General features: G+C 55.4%; 20 protein-coding genes and 1 tRNA gene. 14 read left to right on the plus strand and 7 right to left on the minus strand.

Annotation, left to right across the window (positions count from 1 at the left end; all coding sequences use genetic code 11):
* Positions 1–65: 65 nt before the first annotated feature.
* The 4 genes from dnaX (at position 66) to H8K03_11545 (ending at position 3,306) form a co-directional block, all read left to right on the plus strand.
* Positions 66–1,862 carry a DNA polymerase III subunit gamma/tau gene (dnaX, locus tag H8K03_11530; GenBank protein UVT18469.1) on the plus strand — a complete coding sequence of 599 codons (1,797 nt, stop codon included), beginning with the start codon at positions 66–68 and terminating at the stop codon, positions 1,860–1,862.
* Positions 1,859–2,182 carry a YbaB/EbfC family nucleoid-associated protein gene (locus H8K03_11535; GenBank protein UVT18470.1) on the plus strand — a complete coding sequence of 108 codons (324 nt, stop codon included), beginning with the start codon at positions 1,859–1,861 and terminating at the stop codon, positions 2,180–2,182. The genes dnaX and H8K03_11535 overlap by 4 nt, the downstream gene beginning before the upstream one ends.
* Positions 2,182–2,784, plus strand: a complete 603-nt coding sequence (gene recR / locus H8K03_11540) for a recombination protein RecR (GenBank protein UVT18471.1) — start codon at positions 2,182–2,184, stop codon at positions 2,782–2,784. Before H8K03_11535 ends, recR begins: the two co-directional genes overlap by 1 nt.
* 72 nt (positions 2,785–2,856) lie before the next feature.
* Positions 2,857–3,306, plus strand: a complete 450-nt coding sequence (locus tag H8K03_11545; GenBank protein UVT18472.1) for a TraR/DksA C4-type zinc finger protein — start codon at positions 2,857–2,859, stop codon at positions 3,304–3,306.
* 105 nt (positions 3,307–3,411) lie between these two features.
* On the opposite strand, the gene H8K03_11550 is transcribed toward H8K03_11545, so the two are convergent.
* The 6 genes from H8K03_11550 to H8K03_11575 all read right to left on the minus strand — a co-directional run bounded on the left by H8K03_11550 (position 3,412) and on the right by H8K03_11575 (position 9,439).
* Positions 3,412–4,560 carry a hypothetical protein gene (locus tag H8K03_11550; GenBank protein UVT18473.1) on the minus strand — a complete coding sequence of 383 codons (1,149 nt, stop codon included), beginning with the start codon at positions 4,558–4,560 and terminating at the stop codon, positions 3,412–3,414.
* A gap of 118 nt (positions 4,561–4,678) precedes the next feature.
* Positions 4,679–5,020: a hypothetical protein gene (locus tag H8K03_11555; GenBank protein UVT18474.1), complete on the minus strand. Its 342-nt coding sequence runs from the start codon at positions 5,018–5,020 to the stop codon at positions 4,679–4,681.
* A 523-nt stretch (positions 5,021–5,543) separates the two neighbouring features.
* A complete protein-coding gene (locus H8K03_11560; GenBank protein ID UVT18475.1) occupies positions 5,544–6,407 on the minus strand; it encodes an SHOCT domain-containing protein in 864 nt (287 codons plus the stop codon).
* A gap of 82 nt (positions 6,408–6,489) precedes the next feature.
* Positions 6,490–7,950 carry a hypothetical protein gene (locus H8K03_11565; protein ID UVT18476.1) on the minus strand — a complete coding sequence of 487 codons (1,461 nt, stop codon included), beginning with the start codon at positions 7,948–7,950 and terminating at the stop codon, positions 6,490–6,492.
* A gap of 79 nt (positions 7,951–8,029) precedes the next feature.
* A complete protein-coding gene (locus tag H8K03_11570; GenBank protein UVT18477.1) occupies positions 8,030–8,500 on the minus strand; it encodes a cytochrome c in 471 nt (156 codons plus the stop codon).
* 864 nt (positions 8,501–9,364) lie between these two features.
* Positions 9,365–9,439, minus strand: a tRNA-Val gene (locus tag H8K03_11575).
* Between the two features lie 116 nt (positions 9,440–9,555).
* Here H8K03_11575 and trmFO point away from each other — a divergent pair.
* From trmFO to H8K03_11625, 10 genes are all read left to right on the plus strand, one after another.
* Positions 9,556–10,872, plus strand: a complete 1,317-nt coding sequence (gene trmFO / locus H8K03_11580; protein ID UVT18478.1) for a methylenetetrahydrofolate--tRNA-(uracil(54)-C(5))-methyltransferase (FADH(2)-oxidizing) TrmFO — start codon at positions 9,556–9,558, stop codon at positions 10,870–10,872.
* Entirely contained in the window at positions 10,845–11,783 is a 939-nt protein-coding gene (gene xerC, locus H8K03_11585; protein UVT18479.1) for a tyrosine recombinase XerC, read from the plus strand. The genes trmFO and xerC overlap by 28 nt, the downstream gene beginning before the upstream one ends.
* A complete protein-coding gene (gene hslV / locus H8K03_11590; GenBank protein UVT18480.1) occupies positions 11,780–12,316 on the plus strand; it encodes an ATP-dependent protease subunit HslV in 537 nt (178 codons plus the stop codon). The genes xerC and hslV overlap by 4 nt, the downstream gene beginning before the upstream one ends.
* A gap of 39 nt (positions 12,317–12,355) precedes the next feature.
* The gene (gene hslU / locus H8K03_11595; protein UVT22454.1) at positions 12,356–13,723 is read left to right on the plus strand and encodes an ATP-dependent protease ATPase subunit HslU; all 1,368 of its coding nucleotides are present in this window, start codon (positions 12,356–12,358) and stop codon (positions 13,721–13,723) included.
* A gap of 61 nt (positions 13,724–13,784) precedes the next feature.
* The gene (gene argB / locus H8K03_11600; protein ID UVT18481.1) at positions 13,785–14,681 is read left to right on the plus strand and encodes an acetylglutamate kinase; all 897 of its coding nucleotides are present in this window, start codon (positions 13,785–13,787) and stop codon (positions 14,679–14,681) included.
* Positions 14,682–14,704: 23 nt separating this feature from the next.
* Positions 14,705–15,571, plus strand: a complete 867-nt coding sequence (locus H8K03_11605) for a M28 family peptidase (protein ID UVT18482.1) — start codon at positions 14,705–14,707, stop codon at positions 15,569–15,571.
* 81 nt (positions 15,572–15,652) lie between these two features.
* Positions 15,653–16,252: an ORF6N domain-containing protein gene (locus H8K03_11610; protein UVT18483.1), complete on the plus strand. Its 600-nt coding sequence runs from the start codon at positions 15,653–15,655 to the stop codon at positions 16,250–16,252.
* Positions 16,253–16,814: 562 nt separating this feature from the next.
* Entirely contained in the window at positions 16,815–17,903 is a 1,089-nt protein-coding gene (locus H8K03_11615; protein ID UVT18484.1) for a hypothetical protein, read from the plus strand.
* A complete protein-coding gene (locus H8K03_11620) occupies positions 17,890–18,681 on the plus strand; it encodes a hypothetical protein (protein ID UVT18485.1) in 792 nt (263 codons plus the stop codon). Before H8K03_11615 ends, H8K03_11620 begins: the two co-directional genes overlap by 14 nt.
* A 36-nt stretch (positions 18,682–18,717) precedes the next feature.
* Positions 18,718–19,410 (plus strand): hypothetical protein, encoded by a 693-nt coding sequence (locus H8K03_11625; protein ID UVT18486.1) that lies wholly within the window; start codon positions 18,718–18,720, stop codon positions 19,408–19,410.
* 24 nt (positions 19,411–19,434) lie between these two features.
* Here the strand turns inward: H8K03_11625 and H8K03_11630 are convergent, their stop codons facing one another.
* The gene (locus H8K03_11630) at positions 19,435–19,971 is read right to left on the minus strand and encodes a gamma carbonic anhydrase family protein (protein ID UVT18487.1); all 537 of its coding nucleotides are present in this window, start codon (positions 19,969–19,971) and stop codon (positions 19,435–19,437) included.
* Positions 19,972–20,011 lie beyond the last annotated feature (40 nt).

Raw genomic sequence — 20,011 nt, forward strand, 5'->3', positions numbered from 1 at the left:
ATGATCCAAGTCTCGCATCTGCATCACTCCTGGAATATCGCTCACCATAGGGAGTAAAGCATCCATTGGACTACCAAGTCTCCGCACGAAAATACCGGCCCGGCACGTTTGACGATGTGATTGGGCAGCCCCATGTCGTCCAAACGCTGATGAACGCGGTTTCCACCAAGCGGATCGCTCACGCCTACCTCTTTTCCGGCACGCGAGGCGTGGGGAAAACGACCGTCGCGCGTATCCTTGCGAAGGCGCTCAACTGCGAACGAGGGCTGACCAGTCGTCCGTGCGATACATGCGAAAACTGCCGCGAGATTGCGCAAGGAAGCTCAGTCGACGTGATCGAGATTGACGGCGCGTCCAATACCGGCGTGGACGATGTTCGCGAGATCCGCGAGAACGTCAAATTCTCGCCGTTTCGTGGTCAGTTTCGAGTCTATATCATCGACGAAGTTCACATGCTCTCAAATTCAGCCTTCAATGCCCTGTTGAAGACGCTCGAAGAACCGCCGGCACATGTGGTCTTCATTTTTGCGACAACGGAAATCCACAAGATCCCTGCGACGATTCTTTCTCGATGCCAGCATTATAATTTTCGGCGGATTGCCAGGACCGAAATCATCGAACGCCTTCGACACGTGGCTGTCCAGGACGGGTTGACACTCGAGGAACGAAGCTTCGTAGCCCTGGCTCGTGCCAGTGAAGGTAGTATGCGAGATGCTCTGAGTTTGCTCGATCAGGCAATTGCCTATGGCGGGAAGACCATCCGGCACACGGATCTCGAAGTGCTATTGGGCACAGTGCCACAAGAGCTGGTGCAGGGGCTCATCGGAGCCATGATCACCCAAGACAGCCCCACCGCTCTAGCCAGTCTGGCGAATTTGTTGGACCAGGGACATGACTTGCGCGCATTTTGCGCCGAAGTGGTGGAACACCTCCGCAATTTGCTTGTGGCGGCAGTCGTTCCTGGCACACGAGAGTTGCAGAGCTTGATCGAAACATCGGAAGAAGATCTGAAGCAGCTTTCGATGGATGCGAAGACGCTGACTCCGGAACAGCTTCAGGAACTGTTCGCAATCTTCCTCCAGGCGGAAGATTCATTACGGTTCAGCGCTCATCCTCGATTTGTTATGGAGACCGCGGCGGTTCGAGCCACGCGATTGCTGCGTCAAAGGGAGAGTGTCGTTGCCCGGCCGCTCCCGACAGGGCCGTCTTCAAGCCAAAAACTTTCGGTTGCGCCTGAAGCACAGAAGACTGCGCCATCGACACCGCCTCCCCCGACTGTGCGACAGGACGTATCTCTTGCCTCAAAATCGGTCTCTAGACCTCCCTCATCCGAGGTAGGAAAGAACGAAGAGCGTGCGAATGCACCCGTTCCATCCCACAAGCTCGTCACCGATACGACGACAACCACCTCGATTCCTCACCTTCCCACAGCCGTCGGCCCACAACCGACACTGCATTGGGAATCAGTCCAAGAAGAGGTCGCTGCGTCATTTCCAAACATCGCACCCTTCCTGGAAGCCGGTCGGTTTATCGGGATGGAAAGCGGCTTCGTCACCATCGGGTTTGCCAAGCAGGCAACCCTGGCCAGGGGCAGACTGGAGAAGGAAGAGAATCTCCACGTGGTAGCAAAGCTTTGTGAGCAGCAATTGGGGCACCCCGTGCGGGTTCGCATCATTGAACTCACCGACACGCATCCACAGGGGCCGACGATGGCGCAAGCACGAGCAGCCAAGGAACAAGAGCAGCGGTTGGTGTTATTCGAACGTGCGAAGGCAAATCCGACGGTCAAGCAGGCACTTGAGATATTCGGCGTCGAGTTAGCCGATGTTCGTACCATAGCCCAACAGGAGGCAAGCGAATGAAAAATCCTTTCGGCAACATGAGCAACATCCTCAAACAAGCCCAGGCTATGCAGGAGCAAATGGCCAAGATTCAGGAGCAGGCGGCATCGAAAACCGCCAGCGGGACGGCGGGCGGTGGGATTGTCACGGTAACGGCGAATGGTGCGATGCAGATTGTTAGCGTGGTCATCGATCCCGAGGTCGTCAAAAGCGGCGATGTCGATATGCTTCAGGATCTCGTGGTGGCTGCGACGAATGAGGCGCTCCGTAAAGCCAAGGAATTGATGGAAGGCGAAATGAAAGCGCTGACCGGGGGGATGAAAATCCCGGGCCTTTTCTGATGGCCGTCGATCAGCAAGGGCTGTTGGCAAGATTGATCAAGGAGCTGGTCCGTCTCCCGGGAATCGGCCACAAGAGCGCGCAGCGTTTGGCTTTTCACCTCATGAAAGCTGAACGGGAGGACGCCTTGCGCTTGGCGGATGCCATACGTGCAGTGAAGGATGGGCTGGCATTTTGCAGAAGCTGCCGGAATATCGCCGAAGGGGATTTGTGCGAGTTTTGTCTTGACCCTAAGCGCGATCGTACTAAGATTTTTGTCGTTGAAGAACCGAGCACCCTCTATGCGGTTGAACGCGCCGGCGCCTACCGTGGACTTTATCACGTTCTGTTGGGCGCGCTTTCGCCGCTCGACGGCGTAGGTCCGGGAGATATCAAAGCTGACGAACTCATTGAGCGTGTAAAACTCGGAGGGGTCGAAGAAATCATTCTTGCAACGAACCCTACGATTGAAGGAGAAGCCACGGCAATCTACCTCACCCGGTTGCTCAAGCCGTTCGGTGTGCGTGTTTCTCGAATCGCCTATGGAATTCCCGTGGGCATGGACATTGAGTATGCGGACGAAGTGACGTTGTTGAAATCGATCGAAGGTCGGCGAGATTTGTAGCGTTCGGTCCTCGTTGACCCTCCTGATTCAGGTTGGTATAGTTTGCTGTTTTCTCACACATGGAACTTGGCTATGAAAGCACGCCCGTCCAGTAAACGCGCTCCTTCGACCAAATCGCCGAGCACGGCGCGCACCAAGGGTTCGAGAGATAGTCAGAAAGCACCTGCCAAGAAGGCAAAATACCCTGACATTCGCCGTGACCTTGAGCGCCAGCGTGCGGCAATCCTGAATGAGGTTGGGGAAGTGCTGACGCACCGCGGCGATCTCGAGGCATTTCCAGACGTCAGCGACCAAGCTTCCGCCGAAGTCGATCAGAATTTTTCTATGCGAATTCGCGAGCGCGAGCGGAAGTTGCTCAAGAAGATCGACGAGGCTCTGGAACGGATGAATGTCGCGACCTATGGGATTTGCGAACACTGCGGCGGAGACATCCCTTACAAGCGGCTCAAAGCCCGTCCCGTGACCACACTCTGCATCGAGTGCAAAACCCTCCAGGAACAGCAGGAACGGGCTCGAGGCTGAGCCATTTTGTCATATTGAAACTCTTGCTCCGACGACATTCTCCAAGAATTACTTGTTCGTCGTTAAGTCGCGGACCCTGGTAGGGCCGAGTACGTAGAGTGAAGACTACTGCTTTAATACCTTGATGCGTTCCTTTACGTAAGCAATGCGATCCGCCTCTTCGGGAACCCCTTCTACGATGGCAAGGTAGGTTTCGTATTCGGAGAGGGCGCGCTTTGGATTCGTCATTTCAGACGCTTCGGCAAGGTTGTATCGGGCTAGAGCATAGTTGGGGCGAAGGACGACCGCTCTTTCAAACGAGCTCAAGCCGGCGGCTTTATCACCGAGTTTGACCTGAACTGTTCCGAGGTTGTTCAGCACTTCGGGGATGTTGGGTCTGAGAGCGAGCGATTCCAGCAACTCTGTTTTCGCTTTTTCGAATTGACCCTTCGCTTGCCAAGCGACTCCCAGCTTATGTCGAGCTTCGGCAAGCCACACCTTGTTGGTAAACCCACTTGTAATGGCTTTCTGGTAGGCGTCGGCCGCGATATCATAGTTTTTTTCACCGCAATAGGCGAGCTGCGCGGCTTGGCCACGGGCGAATTGCTGCAAAGACGCGAACGGCTCCTTGTCTTCGATTCCTTGACTCTCCATCTTCTGTCCTCCCTTGCCTCCTGTCGGGTTGCGAAGCCGATCGAGAAACTCCCGCCGGTATGGAGAAAACAGCCGCACATACGGGTCGATGGTGAAGGAAGCTTGAAGCAACATCGGATGCTCTCGCAGACTTGTGACGAGATACTGGGTCGTGCTTTTCTCGTCGCCGGTTTCCAGAAGAGCACTGCTCTCCATGTTCGTTCTCGTCTCCAATTCGGCTACGTTCAAGTAGAACTCGAGTGACGGCTTCAGCTGCGAGAGCGTCTGCCGGAGCACTGAATACGGCTTGAGGTCCAGCCCTCGGGGGAACGTAAAGAGTACCCCCACCAGGACACCATCTTCGTCGAAGAAGTAGGATTCTTCTCCGTGCGAGGCACTCTTCTCCAACGAAATCGTGAGTTCGCGGCCTGCTCCCCAGTCTCTCGACGTGTGCGTCGTGGGAGGATGTTTTTCTAGAAATTCGGCCTTGCGCTCGCAGAGTGCCGTCGAGGCAAGCAGAACGAGATCGGTTTTTGAGGGAGGGAGGGGGGGCCGAACGGGGGCTGCTGGGCCGCTGCACCCGATCGTAAGACCCAATATTATCAACAAACCGGCTGAAGACAGGTATCTCAAGAAACTCATGACTGGATCCCTATAAGAGGGACAATACACGATTTGAGGGGGTCTTGGCGAAGAGGAAACTGCGAGGCCCACGCTTCCAAAGAGTGGGCCTCGGCTTTCGCAAAAGCACTGGCTGAGTTTAGCGGCGTTGTGCGTCTAGCATATTGTCTTCTGCCGTGTACCCGCTGAGATACGAGAACCCGCTCGAGAGCGTGTACAAAGGCCGATTAATCCCGTAGTCGAAAGCTTGGCCTATCGGATGTGAAACGAACCCGAGCCAACGAAGAGGATGATCGTTCACGGCTGATCCAGCAGCCGGGTCTGAATAGACCAGTGCAGTGCTATCCAGAATGTTGTAAATGCTCGTCGGGGGAGTGTATTCCTTATCATCGGCGCCGGCACGTTGCTGGTGTGTTGTGCTGCAGCCAGCTGCGACCATAGCCAACATCATGATACCGACAACCGTCCACGTTGCTCTCATAACATTACCTCGCTTGTTTTGGTCCTCACCACGCGATCCTCAAGCCAGACACATCACCACAATCAGAAGTGTAGCTGACGTCCTCATTTCTGTCCAGAACACGAGGCGTTGCTTCCAAGCTACTGTATCAATATTTCCAAGGAGTTAGAGTAAGCACCCAGCAGGACAACATGGTGGGCGATACAGGTATAGAATCTGTGCGTAGGCCTTGAGAGGACAGACGGAAATCAAGAACAACACGATCTGCTGTATGTATATTCCAATCTGTCCCCTGCCCATCCTTGCGTTGGGAAAAACTGGGCTGCCCCCTCAGAAGCAATCGTTCGTTACGACGTTGTTGCTCGTTCTCATCCGGTATCACGCTCCCTTCGGAGGCTAGGTTTGTCCTATGAGAACCAATGTCGGAAGATGATTGTCTAAAGGATTGTTCGGGTTATCAATGGTTCAGTAGTCAGTTCTTGTTGGTTAAGTACTGTGGTCGTTACGCGATTGGACTATCGCAATGATTTCTGCGCGAGATGGCTTAGAAGCGTTCCAGGAGCCGTTGTTTCTTGACATGATACTCGTCTTCCGTGATCAACCCCTGGTCGTGCCACCGCTTCAGCATCCGGAGGCGCTCTTCGAGTGACAGAGTGGGAGGATCCCTATCAGGGGAAGATGCAAGCTCTTTCTGAGGTGTCGAGGGGTCGCCCGGCTCTCCAACCAGCACCGCCTGGTACGAAATACTCACTTCAGCTGGGGAGGGCGAAAACAGACCCGCCCACGCCCCAGCGTCGCCCACGGGTGTCTGATACTGGCTCGCGACCAGATCGTAGCGAGGGCCTGCATCCGGACGCAGGGGGCGCTCCCAAAGCAATTGACGGGTACCCGGCATGGTGACGACCTTTCGATAGTTTGCTAAGACAAGATGCAGCGAAGACCCTTCGGCGAACCATCCGCCGGTCGTGAATTCAGTCATGTTGTACGAGTTCAGGTGACTGAGTCCAAACACGACCATTTCATGGGGTTGGGCTTGCGCAAAGGCCTGGCTCAATGCGGCGCAGAGAAATCTGATGTCCTCCGGAGTGAAGGCGGGGAGCACCGGCCCTGGTGGGTCCCGGAACAGAAGGCCCTCGGCTTGACGCTGGACCTGCACGGTCGCGAGGAGCGCGGTCCATTCCTCAGGAGTGAGGACAAGTGGATGTGTGAACTGGCGAGAGGAAGCCGCGTGAGAGTCATCGGACATCTGTTGGAGCCGGACAAACCGGGCTGCCTCCTCACATTGGTGACAGGCGGTTCGCGTGATGGGCGTGGCGGCCCTCACCACCGTGGTACTCAGGGGTGGGCCGGAGCATGCGACCAGGCACACACTGAGTCCGACCAATCCGATTCGCGATGATCGCATCATTCATGACTCATTGGAATCGTACCCCACCAGTTCACCGATCCTCCGACGCTGGTGAATTCTTGCGGCCACACTTTCACCTCAATTAGAACGCAAAGTCGATTCCGGACAGCAGCGTCTGGCCGTGTAAATCCCCGCCACCGGTTCCGACCCTGGCGGTCTGGTAGAAGTTGTACTCCATGTGCAGCGCAATATCGGTTCGGCTGGACTGATGGAGGTAATACCGCCCCATGAACGTATGAGAGTTCACGTTGTTATAGTCCTTGGCGAAAGTCGGATCCCCTTGCTGGATGTTGCGGATCAAGTCGTAGCGATACGACAACAGCCACCCTGGCATATGGATGAAGGGAAGCAGCGTCGGATACCAGTCCAATTGCACAAATGCCCCATACCAAGCCGCCCGCTGTGCGTTGACGATGCCTTGGGACGTAAACAAGTTCTTACTATCGTTGCCATACATCAGCGCGCCGAACAAGTTCCATTGCCCATCGAAGGTCAAGCTGAAGTCGCCTCCGACGCGGTGGAAGGGTTGCCCGCTGCCGGCAACCGCTTGGCAGGTCGGACACGTCGCATTGACGACCGTAGGTGCTGTGCCATAGGCGCCGAACAGGCCGAGCCGATGTCCAGACACGATGCCATAGCCTCCGAACGACTGGGTGACATGACCATAGAAGTTGACGTTTCGGCCTCCCGTACCACACGTCGTCCCGGCGCTGCATCCGCTGAGCGGCCCGGAAAAGGCATTGGTCGTGAGAGCGGCGAGGGTGTATCGGAAGTACCCTTCCGTAGCAGCCGTCTTCTTTATCCCGGTCAGCTCAAGACCAGGTTGATTCTCGCCGATCGCAAACGAGTTGGGATTGAGATAGGAACTCGTGGAGGTCCCGCTGATGGTCGATGTGTATGGTGTGCCGGGTAAATAATGATACAGCACAAACGGGGTATTCAGGGTCGGACTGCGTTTCTCGCTGAAGGGCACATCCAGCTCGAATTTACCCACCTTCAGGTTCAGGAGATAATTGCCGGCTTCAGGTTTCACTCCCAGAAATTGTTCTAGCCGCATCAGTCGGACAAACGCGGCCTCGAGATCACTATCACTGGCGCCAGTCCCAAATCCAGCACTCCCCAATCCCGGCGTATACACAACCCCAAAGGCGATATTGCGCGTCAGGGTTCCGAAACTGAGGATATCCAATCCCGTGAAGCCGAACCCTCCCGTGGTCACGCCGGTGGCGTCGGTCCGAACACTGGCTCGTTGATAGCCCACCGTCGTGCGGAAGGAAATGGGAATGTACCCCATGGAGATGCTTTCGTGCGTCGGCAGATCCCGTTCAGAATCCACTTGATAGCCTTGATCGCGGAAGATATTGCCGGTGTCGTTGAGTTTCGGGAAGCCGGGCACGTGACAGACATTACATGAGAACCCGTACTTCCGGGCAAACGCGGGAATCGCCTGGGCGTCGGTGGCGAGTTGGCTCCAGTCATAGCCCACCAAGGCAATCAGCCCGACCAGCAGGAGAGTGGCTTGCACCCCTAGACGGTGTTTCATACCCCAACGAGCTCCTTTCCACTCTCGCCCGAACTAAAATAGTGGGCGTTGTTCCCTGCCAAGAGATCAGGAAACCAGGTTAAGCCGGTGGCTCTCCCCACTTGCAGAAGGTTCGCAGATAAGCAATCACTTTCCAGCCTTCCTCTTCACTGAGAAGGTTCGGAATGAGGGCCTGCATGGCAGTTCCTGGACTACCGTACTTGATAATCCAGAAGAGCTCGCCATCGTCGCGATCTCTCTGCACCGCGCAATCCGTGAAATCTCGGGGAGGATTTTTGGCATGCATATGGTTGGCCGGGCCATCTCCTTTCCCGCTCAACCCATGACAGAGATGACAGGTGCCTTTGCCCTCATAGAGAGTTTTCCCCGCTGCCACAATCTCCGGTGCAGCGTGCCGCGCATCACCGAACGGTGCCTGCAAGGCGAGGGCTTTTTCCAAGTGCGTGGAGGGAACGCGGTCATCGATCGGCGGGCGCGAGCCGCATGACAGCATCGTCGCCATGAGCATCAACATCACGACGAGAGAGCCGCCTCGTTTAATCATCGCCATCACAACTCCTCCTTGTACGTTCCATGAAGTTGCTAAAGCATCTTGAATGCCATCACGGTTCGATCGAAAAGCAGTCAACCGGAGGACATGGAATGCACCGTGACTTCGGGCTTTACTCGTCATGGCTTTCCCTCAGCTGATCCGCTGAGCTGCATCGGCCTGTGGTGTTGTGCCTCAACAGAATACAAACCGTTGTAGCTGAATGCCTCAATCCCGAGGCAAGACATAGTCCCGTCAGAGAGAACCCACAACCGATAGGCTTATCCGCCTGGCTCAACATCAAACCCTCAACGCTCAACCTCTGGGCTCAAGGTAAGATCCCCCGTCGAAAGATTCATGGCTTGATTCGGTTCGAGCGGGACAAGGTGACGGAATGGTTGGAATCGTTTGAGGGGAAATCACCAGCATCAATGCCGCGAGAGTGCCAGATCAGTCACCGCGATCTGGATCGTGTCATTGAAGCGGCCACGCGAGACGCCCATACTCCGCGCCCCCGGGGAGACCACCGACAGCGAGCCAAAAATGAAAGGAGGAAGACCGTGGGGCTCGTTAAACGAGGGAATGTCTGGTGGATGAATTTGATTTTTCTGGGACGGCGAATCGGGCGTTGGCAGACTCGATCATGACTAAGGTGAAGGTTCAGCTGATTGAGGGGCAGTATTTGGATCGCCTCAAAGAAAAGACCCGAGCTTTCGACGAACTAATGGATCGTTTCGAGCGAAAGCATCTCGTGAAGTTGGCAAGCCACCAGACAGGTCAGGTCTTCGTGAAACGCTTCCGTACGTTCTTTGGAGGTCGGATAGTGGCGGAGATGACGCCCAGACTGATCGTGGACGATAAGAGCGCACGGTGCCGTGGGAAAGATGGTGGGCGATACAGGTATCGAACCTGTGGCCTCTTCCGTGTGAAGGAAGCGCTCTACCACTGAGCTAATCGCCCGACCGGAGGGGGAGTCTAGCACGAGATTTTGGCGTGGTTCAACGTTGTCTCTCTCCTTGACTTCACCAAAAGACGGTTTCTAGAATGAACGCCTTTCACGGCAAGGAATGTCGATCATGAGAGATGACGTCGTCATCGTGGGCGGTGGTCTGGCCGGTTCGGAAGCGGCCTGGCAAGCGGCGAATCGCGGAGCCAGAGTCACGCTCTATGAAATGCGCCCAAAAGAGATGACGAAGGCGCATAAAACCGGAGGATTGGCCGAGCTCGTGTGCTCGAATTCACTGGGATCCACTGATCCTCTGAATGCGCCAGGCATTCTCAAGGAGGAGATGCGCCGCGTCAACTCGCTGATCATCTCTGCCGCCGAGCAGGCCAGAGTGCCGGCCGGATCGGCGCTGGCTGTCGATCGTGAGCGGTTCTCGCAGACCATAACCCAGGCCTTGGAAGGACATCCTCGCATCAGAATTCTTCACGAAGAGATTGCGGAAATTCCCGTGGATTGCCTCTGCATTATCGCCACAGGGCCGTTGACCTCGGATAAACTCTCACAGGCCATCCGCGCTGTGACACAATCGAAGCACCTCTATTTTTACGACGCCATCTCGCCGATCATCGACGCGGATTCCATTAACATGGACATCGTCTTTCGTGCCTCTCGCTACGACAAGGGTGGAGATGACTATCTGAATTGCCCCATGACCGATACGCAGTACGACGCCTTTTACGATACTCTGATGGCAGCGGAGAAGGTGCAGCCAAAGGAATTTGAGAAAACTCCCTATTTCGAGGCCTGCGTTCCGATTGAAGTGTTGGCAGAACGTGGCCGCCAGACAATGCAGTTCGGTCCTCTGAAGCCAGTCGGCCTGAAGGATCCGCGGACCGGGATAGAGCCGGCGGCAGTCGTGCAGCTGCGGACAGAAAACATCCATCGCACGTGCTACAACATGGTAGGATTCCAGACGAAACTCACCTACCCGGAGCAGAAGCGCGTGTTTCGCATGATTCCCGGGCTCGAACAAGCCGAGTTCCTGCGGTATGGGAGCCTCCATCGCAACACCTTCATCAATTCCCCTCAACTCCTCTTCAACACGCTGCAATTCAAGGCACGCAGCACACTATTCTTTGCGGGGCAACTCATCGGCGTGGAAGGCTATACAGAATCGGCGGCCATGGGAGGCTTGGCCGGCATCAATGCGGCGCGGGCTCTAGCAGAGCAACCATTGATCACGCCGCCACCCACAACAGCGCATGGCTGTCTGGTTTCTCATATCACTTCATCGGACCCTCGCCATTTCCAACCGATGAACACCAATTTCGGCTTGTTTCCTCCCTTGTCGAACCCTCCCAAAGACAAAGACAAGAAGCGCCGCGCGTTGAGCCAGCGTGCCCTCGAGGATTTCAACTCATGGAAGATACAATCAGGGCTTTCATAAAGTACCTGCACGTTGAGCGCAATGCGTCGGACGAGACCATTCGCAATTACCGATCCGACCTTCAACAACTGGCAAGGTTTCTCCGTCGAACGGAAGAAGAGCCCATCCGCATCCGAGTCGATGCAGTCACCAGCGACGATGTTCGTGCCTATCTCCACAGCCTGGATCGACAGGGCGAGAAAGCGTCATCCTTGGCGAGGAAACTCGCTTGTCTTCGGAGTTTCTTTCGGTTTCTGGTTCGTGAAGGCGTGGTTCGGACCAACCCCGCAGAAAGCCTGAGAAGCCCTAAGCTACCAAAGCCGCTCCCTCGAGTGTTGACAAAGGACGATGCCGCGGCGCTCATGGAATTTCCTACGGGGGTCTCACCGCTCTCCTTGCGGGATCGTGCCTTGCTCGAAACATTGTACTCCACTGGCGCTCGAGTGAGTGAAGTCGTCGGAATCAACTATGGGGACCTGAACGAGGCGGACGGGGTTGTCCGCCTCAAGGGCAAAGGTCGCAAGGAGCGGGTGGTTCCGATCGGGGACGTGGCGCTGCACGCGATCCGGGTGTATCGGACATCCTTGCGTGTGCCGGCCATCGCTTCACAGGTATCGGCTCCGATTTTCTTAAATCATCGTGGAGGCCGGATCACGACTCGGAGCGTCGCTCAAATTGTTTCGCGGTACTCCAGCCGTCTCGTCGGCGGATCGGTAAGTCCTCATGCTCTGCGGCATTCCTACGCAACGCACCTGCTCGACGAAGGCGCGGATCTCCGCTCCATACAGGAAATGCTCGGGCACGCCTCGCTGAGCACAACACAAAAATATACACATGTGGCGACGGATCAACTCCTCGCCGTCTATGATCGAGCCCATCCTCGAGCCAAGGCAGCGAGCATCATCTCGGGAAAGGACCGCAAATCTTCATGATTATTCGATCGACCACCATCTTGTGTGTCCGACGCGACGGACGGGTCGCCATGGGATGCGACGGCCAGGTGACCGTAGGCACCACGGTGATGAAGCACAACGCCAAAAAGCTTCGACGCCTGCATCATGATCAAGTACTGGCCGGATTTGCCGGGGCCACCGCGGATGCCTTTACGCTGTTCGAGAAATTTGAGGCCAAGTTGGAGGAGTATCGAGGCAATCTCACCAGGGCAGCGGTTGAGCTCGCGAAAGATTGGCGAACCGACCGCGTGCTTCGACGTTTGGAAGCGCTCCTGGCCGTCGCAGGTCGTGACCAGTCGTTCGTCATTTCAGGAACCGGCGATGTTGTGGAGCCGGAAGACGGCATTTTGGCCATCGGCTCGGGTGGACCCTATGCTCTCGCGGCTGCCAGAGCCCTGTTACGCCATTCGCAACTCGAGGCCCCGGTGATCGTCACCGAAGCCATGACCATCGCGGGCTCTATTGACATCTACACTAACCAACAGATTATTGTTGAAGAACTTCGAGGATAACTCATTATCATGAAGCATCTCACGAGCGACTCCGAACCGCTGAATCTCAATAGCCTCACCCCGCGTCAAATTGTCGAGGAACTGAATCGTTATGTGATCGGGCAAAAGGACGCGAAGCGGATGGTCGCCATTGCCCTTCGCAACCGCTGGCGTCGCCAGCAGGTGGCTCCTGACCTGCGCGATGAGGTGATGCCGAAGAACATTATCATGATCGGGCCGACTGGAGTCGGGAAGACCGAGATCGCCAGACGGCTCGCCAAGTTGGCCGAGGCCCCTTTCCTCAAGGTCGAAGCGTCGAAATTCACCGAAGTCGGCTACGTCGGGCGCGATGTGGAATCCATCATTCGCGATTTGACCGAGCTGGCCATCAATATGGTCAAGACCCAACGCCTTGCCTCCGTTCAGCAAAAGGCCGAACAACAGGGAGAGGAGCGACTACTCGATCTTCTCTTGCCGCCGCCGCCCCCTCGACCAGGATTTGGGGAAAGCGCGGACGAGACGTCCACCCACACACCGCCGGATTCCCACGAGGCCACCCGGTCGAAACTTCGACTGCAGTTGCGGGAAGGAAAGCTGGACGAACGCACGGTTGAAATGGAAGTAAAAGAACGCGGGCTTCCGGTCGGCGTGATCTCCAACGTCGGAGGGCTTGACGACCTCGAGAACAATCTCCGTGACATGCTGGGTGGAATGTTCCAAGGTAAGAAAAAGAAGCGGGTGATGAAGGTGCCGGAGGCGCTCAAACACCTGACACAGGAAGAAGCCCAGAAATTGATCGATATGGATGACGCCACACGTGAAGCCATCGCCAAGGTGGAACAGACCGGAATCGTGTTCCTCGATGAGATCGATAAGATCGCCGGCCGCGAACGTACCATGGGACCGGATGTGTCGCGGGAAGGCGTGCAACGCGACTTACTCCCCATCGTAGAAGGATGTACGGTCACTACGAAACACGGCCCGGTCGTGACGGATCATATTCTCTTCATCGCCGCCGGCGCCTTTCATGTGGCAAAGCCGTCCGACCTGATCCCGGAGCTTCAAGGACGGTTTCCCATCCGGGTGGAACTCAGTCCCTTATCAAAAGATGATTTTGTCCGTATTCTGACGGAGCCGAAAGGCGCGTTGGTCCGTCAATATCAGGCCTTGCTGGCCACAGAAGGCCTCACCATTGAGTTTGCCAAGGACGGCCTGGAAGAGATCGCCGAGGTCGCGGTGCAGGTGAATGAACGGACCGAGAACATCGGCGCGCGCCGGCTCTTCACCATCATGGAGCGGTTGCTTGAGGAAATTTCCTTCGAAGGGCCCGGATGGCCCGACAAACGAATCGACATCACCGCCTCTTACGTGAGGGAGCGCTTGAAAGATATCGTCAAGGACCAGGATTTGAGCCGGTATATACTCTAAGAGCTGATCATCGTCGACATCGGCCGATACGGTCGCCGAACTTGATAGCTTGGAGCCAAGCATGAACCGACTGATCAAGAAGGCCAACGTTCTCATCGAAGCCCTTCCGTATATTCGCACGTTCCGCGGGAAAACCGTGGTCGTCAAATACGGTGGCCATGCGATGACGGACTCTTCGCTCAAAGAACGCTTTGCGCAGGATATCGTGCTATTGAAGTACGTGGGGATCAATCCCGTCATCATTCACGGCGGCGGCCCGCAAATCGACAAGATGCTGGATCGGCTCGGCATCGAAGCAAAATTTCGTCACGGCGTCCGCATCACCGACGAGGCCACGATGGAAATCGTGGAAATGGTCTTGGCCGGAAAAATCAACATGGAGATCACCGATCTCATCAACCGGCACGGTGGAAGCGCGGTCGGTTTAAGCGGAAAGGACGGTGGCTTGATTCTCAGCAAGCCGTTGACGGCCAAGGCCTGGGCAGAAAGTCTGGAGCGCGACTTGGAGGGAGAAGATGGTGAAGGCGACTTTGGGTTGGTGGGCGACATTGAAAAGGTCGATCCGGGTCTGTTACGCAATCTTCAGGACGACCACTACATCCCCGTCATCGCACCCATAGGAACAGACCGCGAGGGCAATACATACAATATCAACGCGGATCTCGTGGCTGGGGCGGTGGCCGGTGCACTGCGCGCGGAGAAGCTTCTGATGATGACGGATATCAAAGGCATTCGCGATGCCAACGGACGCCACCTTTCCACGGTGTCTCGAAAAGATGTGCAACGTATGATGAAGAAAGGGATCATCACGGAAGGCATGATCCCGAAAGTTCATGCCTGCCTGGAGGCAATAGCTGAGGGAGTCGGCAAGGCCCATATCATCGATGGGCGCATTCCCCATGCCGTTCTGCTGGAAATCTTCACGCACAAAGGTATCGGCACCGAGATTGTGACCTAATCCTTCCCTTGACGGAAACCCACGTGCCCGTTGATCGCAACCTTCTCAAAGAAGACCTTCGCCATCTGGTAGGAGAGCGGCATCCCCTGTCCTCTCCAGTCCGCTTACAGCAGACGGAAGCGTATCTGCGCCGCCGATTCATGGAAGCTGGGCTCGCCGTCACTGCGCATGAATTCGAAGCATTGGGCAAGCCCTATCGGAATGTCATCGGAACGGCGCGCTCCAGTTCTCTGCACGATGAACACGCGCTCCCTCTGATTCTTGCCGCGCACTTCGATACAATTGAAGGGTCTCCCGGCGCTGATGACAATGCCAGCGCGCTCGCGGTGCTCCTACACGCAGCTCGTCAGGTCCGAAGTATAAAATTGGCCAGGCCGGTCCAGTTCATCGCCTTCAACTTGGAGGAACACAATCTCCTTGGCAGCTTCGCCTATACCTCATTCCTTCGGAAGAACCATCATGCCATTCATGGAGCGATCGTGCTGGAGTGCGTCGGTTATGCGAGCCATCAAGAAGGTTCGCAGAAAATCCCCCCCGGTGTGCCGATCGCCGTTCCCACGACAGCAAATTTCCTTGCCGTGATCGGCAATGAGCGGTCACGGGACTTGACGAGCTCCATCGCCCAGACGATGAAATCGCACCTTCCGATTGTTCCTTTGGTTGTGCCGGGCAACGGAGAAAAGCTGCCGGACACAAGACGTAGCGACCACACGTCGTTCTGGGAACAGGGGTTCCCGGCCGTCATGCTGACCGACACCGCGAACTTCCGTAATCCTCATTATCATCGGCCGACCGATACCCTCGACACGTTGAATCTCGACTTTATCGCCTCAGTCGCCGATGGGGTCACAGCAGCCGTCATGGCGTTGGCCGCCCGACCTATTACGTAGCGTTCATTCAGTGTATTGGCTAGACTGCCCGCTGCGCTGTGCGGAGCAAGAAAGACGTAACTTTCATGGGAGAGCTGATCGATGCCTTCACGAAAAGCCGATCTTGTCCCTGATTCCTTAGAGCCCCTCATCCTGGTCCTTAGAAACCAGCGCGTCATCCTGGATGCGGATTTGGCCAGACTATACGGAGTGCCTACGAAGCGCTTTAACGAAGCCTTCAAACGAAACCAACGGCGGTTCCCCGATGATTTTGCCTTTCAGCTCACCACTGTGGAGTTCAATAACTTGAAGTCGACATTTGCGACCTCAACGTCGCAATCAGTTGGAATGACAGGGATAAATGTGAACTGGTCGCAATTTGCGACCAGTTCCAGCCGCCATCGCGGAATGGCGTACCGACCCTGGGCGTTCACTGAGCACGGCGCCATGATGGTCGCCAACATTCTCCATAGCGAACGGGCAATCCACATGAGCGTCTTTGTGATACGAGCCTTTGTTCGACTGCGTGAACATATCGCTGCCAATCGGGCCATTCTTAAGCGCCTAGCTGAAATTGATAAGACCTTGCTTGAGCACGATACCGCCTTGGTCGATCTGTACGAGAAACTGCAACCACTGCTGCAACCGCCACCCGACGCACCCACGCGACGGATCGGCTTCCAGGCCAAGGGGAAAGCGTGAGGTCGAGCGGCACATCTTTCTGAGATTCTCCCTCCGAGGTATCCCTCCTCACCTGGTTCAAAACCATCCTTGATGATCTCGTGTTCGAGCTTGAGCACGTCGCCAAGGATGTCTTGCGGCTTGTCGTGGTCAACTGCTTCAACGGTCACGGGTTTGTAGCGGCCTGCGGCGAGGCTCCAGTCATTCTTTAGGGTGCGACTCGAACAATCAAAGTTGCTCCCCGTGTACTTCGAGACATTTCTTCAGACTCCCACTGCCAAGGAATATTTTCTGGGTTGCGCAATAAGAACAATCCATCTCGCCAGTATTAACATGACTCAGTTACGAGGTCTGCCTGTGCCGGTTCCATCTCTCAGTTTCCAGAAAGAATTTGCCTCTCGCCGACATCTTGATGATCTCTTTCAGTCGATGCTCCACCGCGCGTTCCAGGGAGAGTTATAGGCGCCCTAGCCTCTTGCCGATCGCGAGTTCTTTACCTTTAAGAACTCCTACTCTCTATAGGCAATATGTTCACTCAATCCTATTGTTCATGATTCATGAACGTGCTATATTGCCGATCACTATGAGACGCATTGCGCAAGAATCTCAGATCATCGCCTCAACATTGGATCGGCTCAAGGCCGTCCATCCTCTTCGCGTTGCAAATCTCCGGCGCGAGGTTGGTCCCAGGGACCATGGATGGGATGGTGAGGTCACGATCAAAACCAAAGGTAAGAACTATCACTATTTATTCGAGGTAAAGGCTCATCTTCGCCCACAAGTAGTTCAGCATCTGCTCATTAGAGCGAACGCCGATCGCAGTCGAAGGGGGGAGGCGACAGGGCTTTTATTGCTTGCTGATTACGTCAATCCACTGCTTGCTGGGAAGCTACGACACGCTGGCGTCAATTTTATTGATACAGCAGGCAACCTGTTCCTAAGCCGTGACCCAGGTCTTTATATTTATGTCGAAGGCAAAAAACCACCAACCTCTCAGAAGGAAAAACCAACCAGGCTGTTTCAGCCGAGCGGTCTTACACTTCTTTTCGGCCTGCTCATTGAGCCAGATTCCATCAACACTCCCTATCGGCATCTCTCCCATGCGAATGGCGTAGCTCTGGGAACGGTGGGATGGGTGAAACGAGATCTTAGGGAACAGGGATATCTGGAACCGCTCGGCAATGAGCGATTTCGTTTGCTTCGGAAGAAGGAATTGGTGGAGCGCTGGGTCCAGGGGTATGCAAGCCGCCTTCGCCCCAAACTCTTTCTCGGTGAGTTCAGAGATCTGAAAAACAACCTAGAATCCGTTGTCAAGAGTTTCCACCACTATGCCTCGGATCAGGGGCTATCGTGGGGACTCACAGGAGGGTTCGGCGCGGACGAATTGGTCCATCACTACCGCGGCAAAGTCCTCACGGTCTTCGTTGAATTGTGGCGACAGGATGAAGCTCTTCGGACCTTGAAGTGGTTGCCCGTTACAGAAGGACCGATCACCGTCATCAAGGCGTTTTCACCGAATGTCTTCCGGTTCTGGGGAAAACAAGAGCCTTACCCGGTAGTGCACCCTTTATTGGTTTACGCCGAACTGTTATGTCGAGCCACCGACCGCGACCTCGAAACCGCTCGGCTTATCTACCACAAGTACTTGGAGCCGACCCTTGCCAAAGATTGAGGCCCATCTTGCGCATGCGATGAATGTGCTCGCCGCCTACTTTGACCGTAAAGGGATTTCATTCGCACTTGTGGGTGCACTTGTTCCAAGCATTCTACTCTCCTCGGATGTCGGCACTCGCGAGACGCGCGACGCCGATCATGTGATCAAATTGTCGTCGTGGGCAGATTGGGAAGCTGTCATATCGGACCTCGCCAAATTGGGTTTTCGGCAAGGCCACGGGGAACAGGAGCACCGGCTTTATTATCAGACAGCAGAGATCGATCTCATTCCTTATGGGATCTCAGATGGCCCCGAGGACATCCTGGTTTGGAGGAAATCTGGCAACCACATGAATCTGACTGGGTTTGCGGAAGTGTTTCAATATGCAAGACAGGTTGAGGTTATGCAAGGGTTGGTACTGCCGATCGTACCACTGTGGCTGTTCGCGGTCTTAAAGGTGGTGGCCTATTTGGACAGAACATATCCGCGAGACCTTGTGGATCTCTCCTACGTCATGGAGCACTATGAGGCTAACCAGGCACGTCGATTTGAACTCGCGGGTTTAGCATGCATAGCGAGATATGAGGATGCAGGGGCGTTCCTGTTGGGAAATGATATTCGCGACAACGTTTCAGGGAAAGCTTTGGAGACGGTGAAGAGATGCATTGGCACTGTAACGAATGAGCATCATCCTATAGTCAACGCTATTCTCAGAGAGACGAACTCCTTGTATTCAGATGAGCGCAGAAGGGCTGTGTATCAACAGGTTCAAGCGCTAAAGAGTGGATTGGCCTAAAACCGTCGTCAGAGAGATGCGACCTACGTGAGCGGCATGGGGAAACGCCTTGCTTATACTACCCGGCGAGTTATCAGCGACGTGTTTGATCGCCTCGATTACAAACGGCTGGAGGCCGTCTACTGTTATGAAGGTGGCGATGAGTTCTGGCGCACCAAGCGAGCGCCTTGCCGGAGACTGGGAACTACTGTGGCCGAAGCGCTCGTACGGAGGTTGCCGCGTGATGGGGGAAGTCTCTATGTCGGCGCCGGAGTGGCGGAGCTTCCGGCACTACTTGCCGAAGCGATCGGCCGCCAACGCACGGTGGAGCCGTATAACCTTCGGCGCTTGGAGGTCGCGGTGCTCAATCGTGCGTGTCGCGGTTTACCGATTCGTTTCCACGCTCTCGATGCCTCCCGAGCACAAGGTCGATTCAATCACATCTGGATCGTCAGCGTGCTCAACGATCCGGAGCGGTTCCCCCACCTCTCCACGCTGTCATATGGTCGCGCTGATCCGGTCACCTTCCAGCATGTGCTCTTTCAGAAAGAGCGGCGGATCGTCCAAGCGATCGTGAACCGCTGCATGTCAAAATTAGATGTGCCGGGCCTGGTGACCACGTCCACGGAGGAAGTGGTATGGATTGCGGACTGGTGCCATCGACACCAAGCGCCTTATCGTGTGGAGAAGAGACAATATCCCACGGCGCTCGTGGGCGATCCGATCTGTTTCATCAAAGTCGGTAAATAGGGAGAGACACCTGTCTGATGCCTGTCAGAGCTCAAAACCGGTCTTTTTACCCGTATCGCCCATATACTGCCTTGCATACTTCACATAATTGTCCGCCGATTCCCTGATCCAGGCCAACTCCTTCTCCGTGACCGGTCGCCTGACCTTCGCCGGAGCACCGAGGATCAGACTCTTCGGCGGGACAATCGTACCTTCCACAACGAGTGCGCCCGCTCCCACCACCGAATCCTCCCCGATCACCGCGCCATCCATGATGATCGCCCCCATCCCCACCAATACACGATCGTGAATCGTGCAACCATGCAGTACGACGTGATGGCCGATCGTGACCGCATTCCCGATTACCAGGGGGTGAGTGTCATGAGTAACGTGCAACATGCAGAGATCTTGTACGTTGGTCCGATCTCCGATCCTGATGTAATTCACATCGCCCCGAATGACCGCGTTAAACCACACACTGCAGTCCTCGCCCATGACGACATCGCCAATGACGACGGCGGTGGTTTCAACAAAGCAAGACTTCGGGACTGTCGGCTTGATGCCCTGAAACGTGCGAATCATGAGGAACACTCTAGGGGAATTGATCCAGATCCCGCAAGGG

It is taken from the genome of Nitrospira sp. (genome assembly GCA_024760545.1).
GTDB lineage: Bacteria > Nitrospirota > Nitrospiria > Nitrospirales > Nitrospiraceae > Nitrospira_D.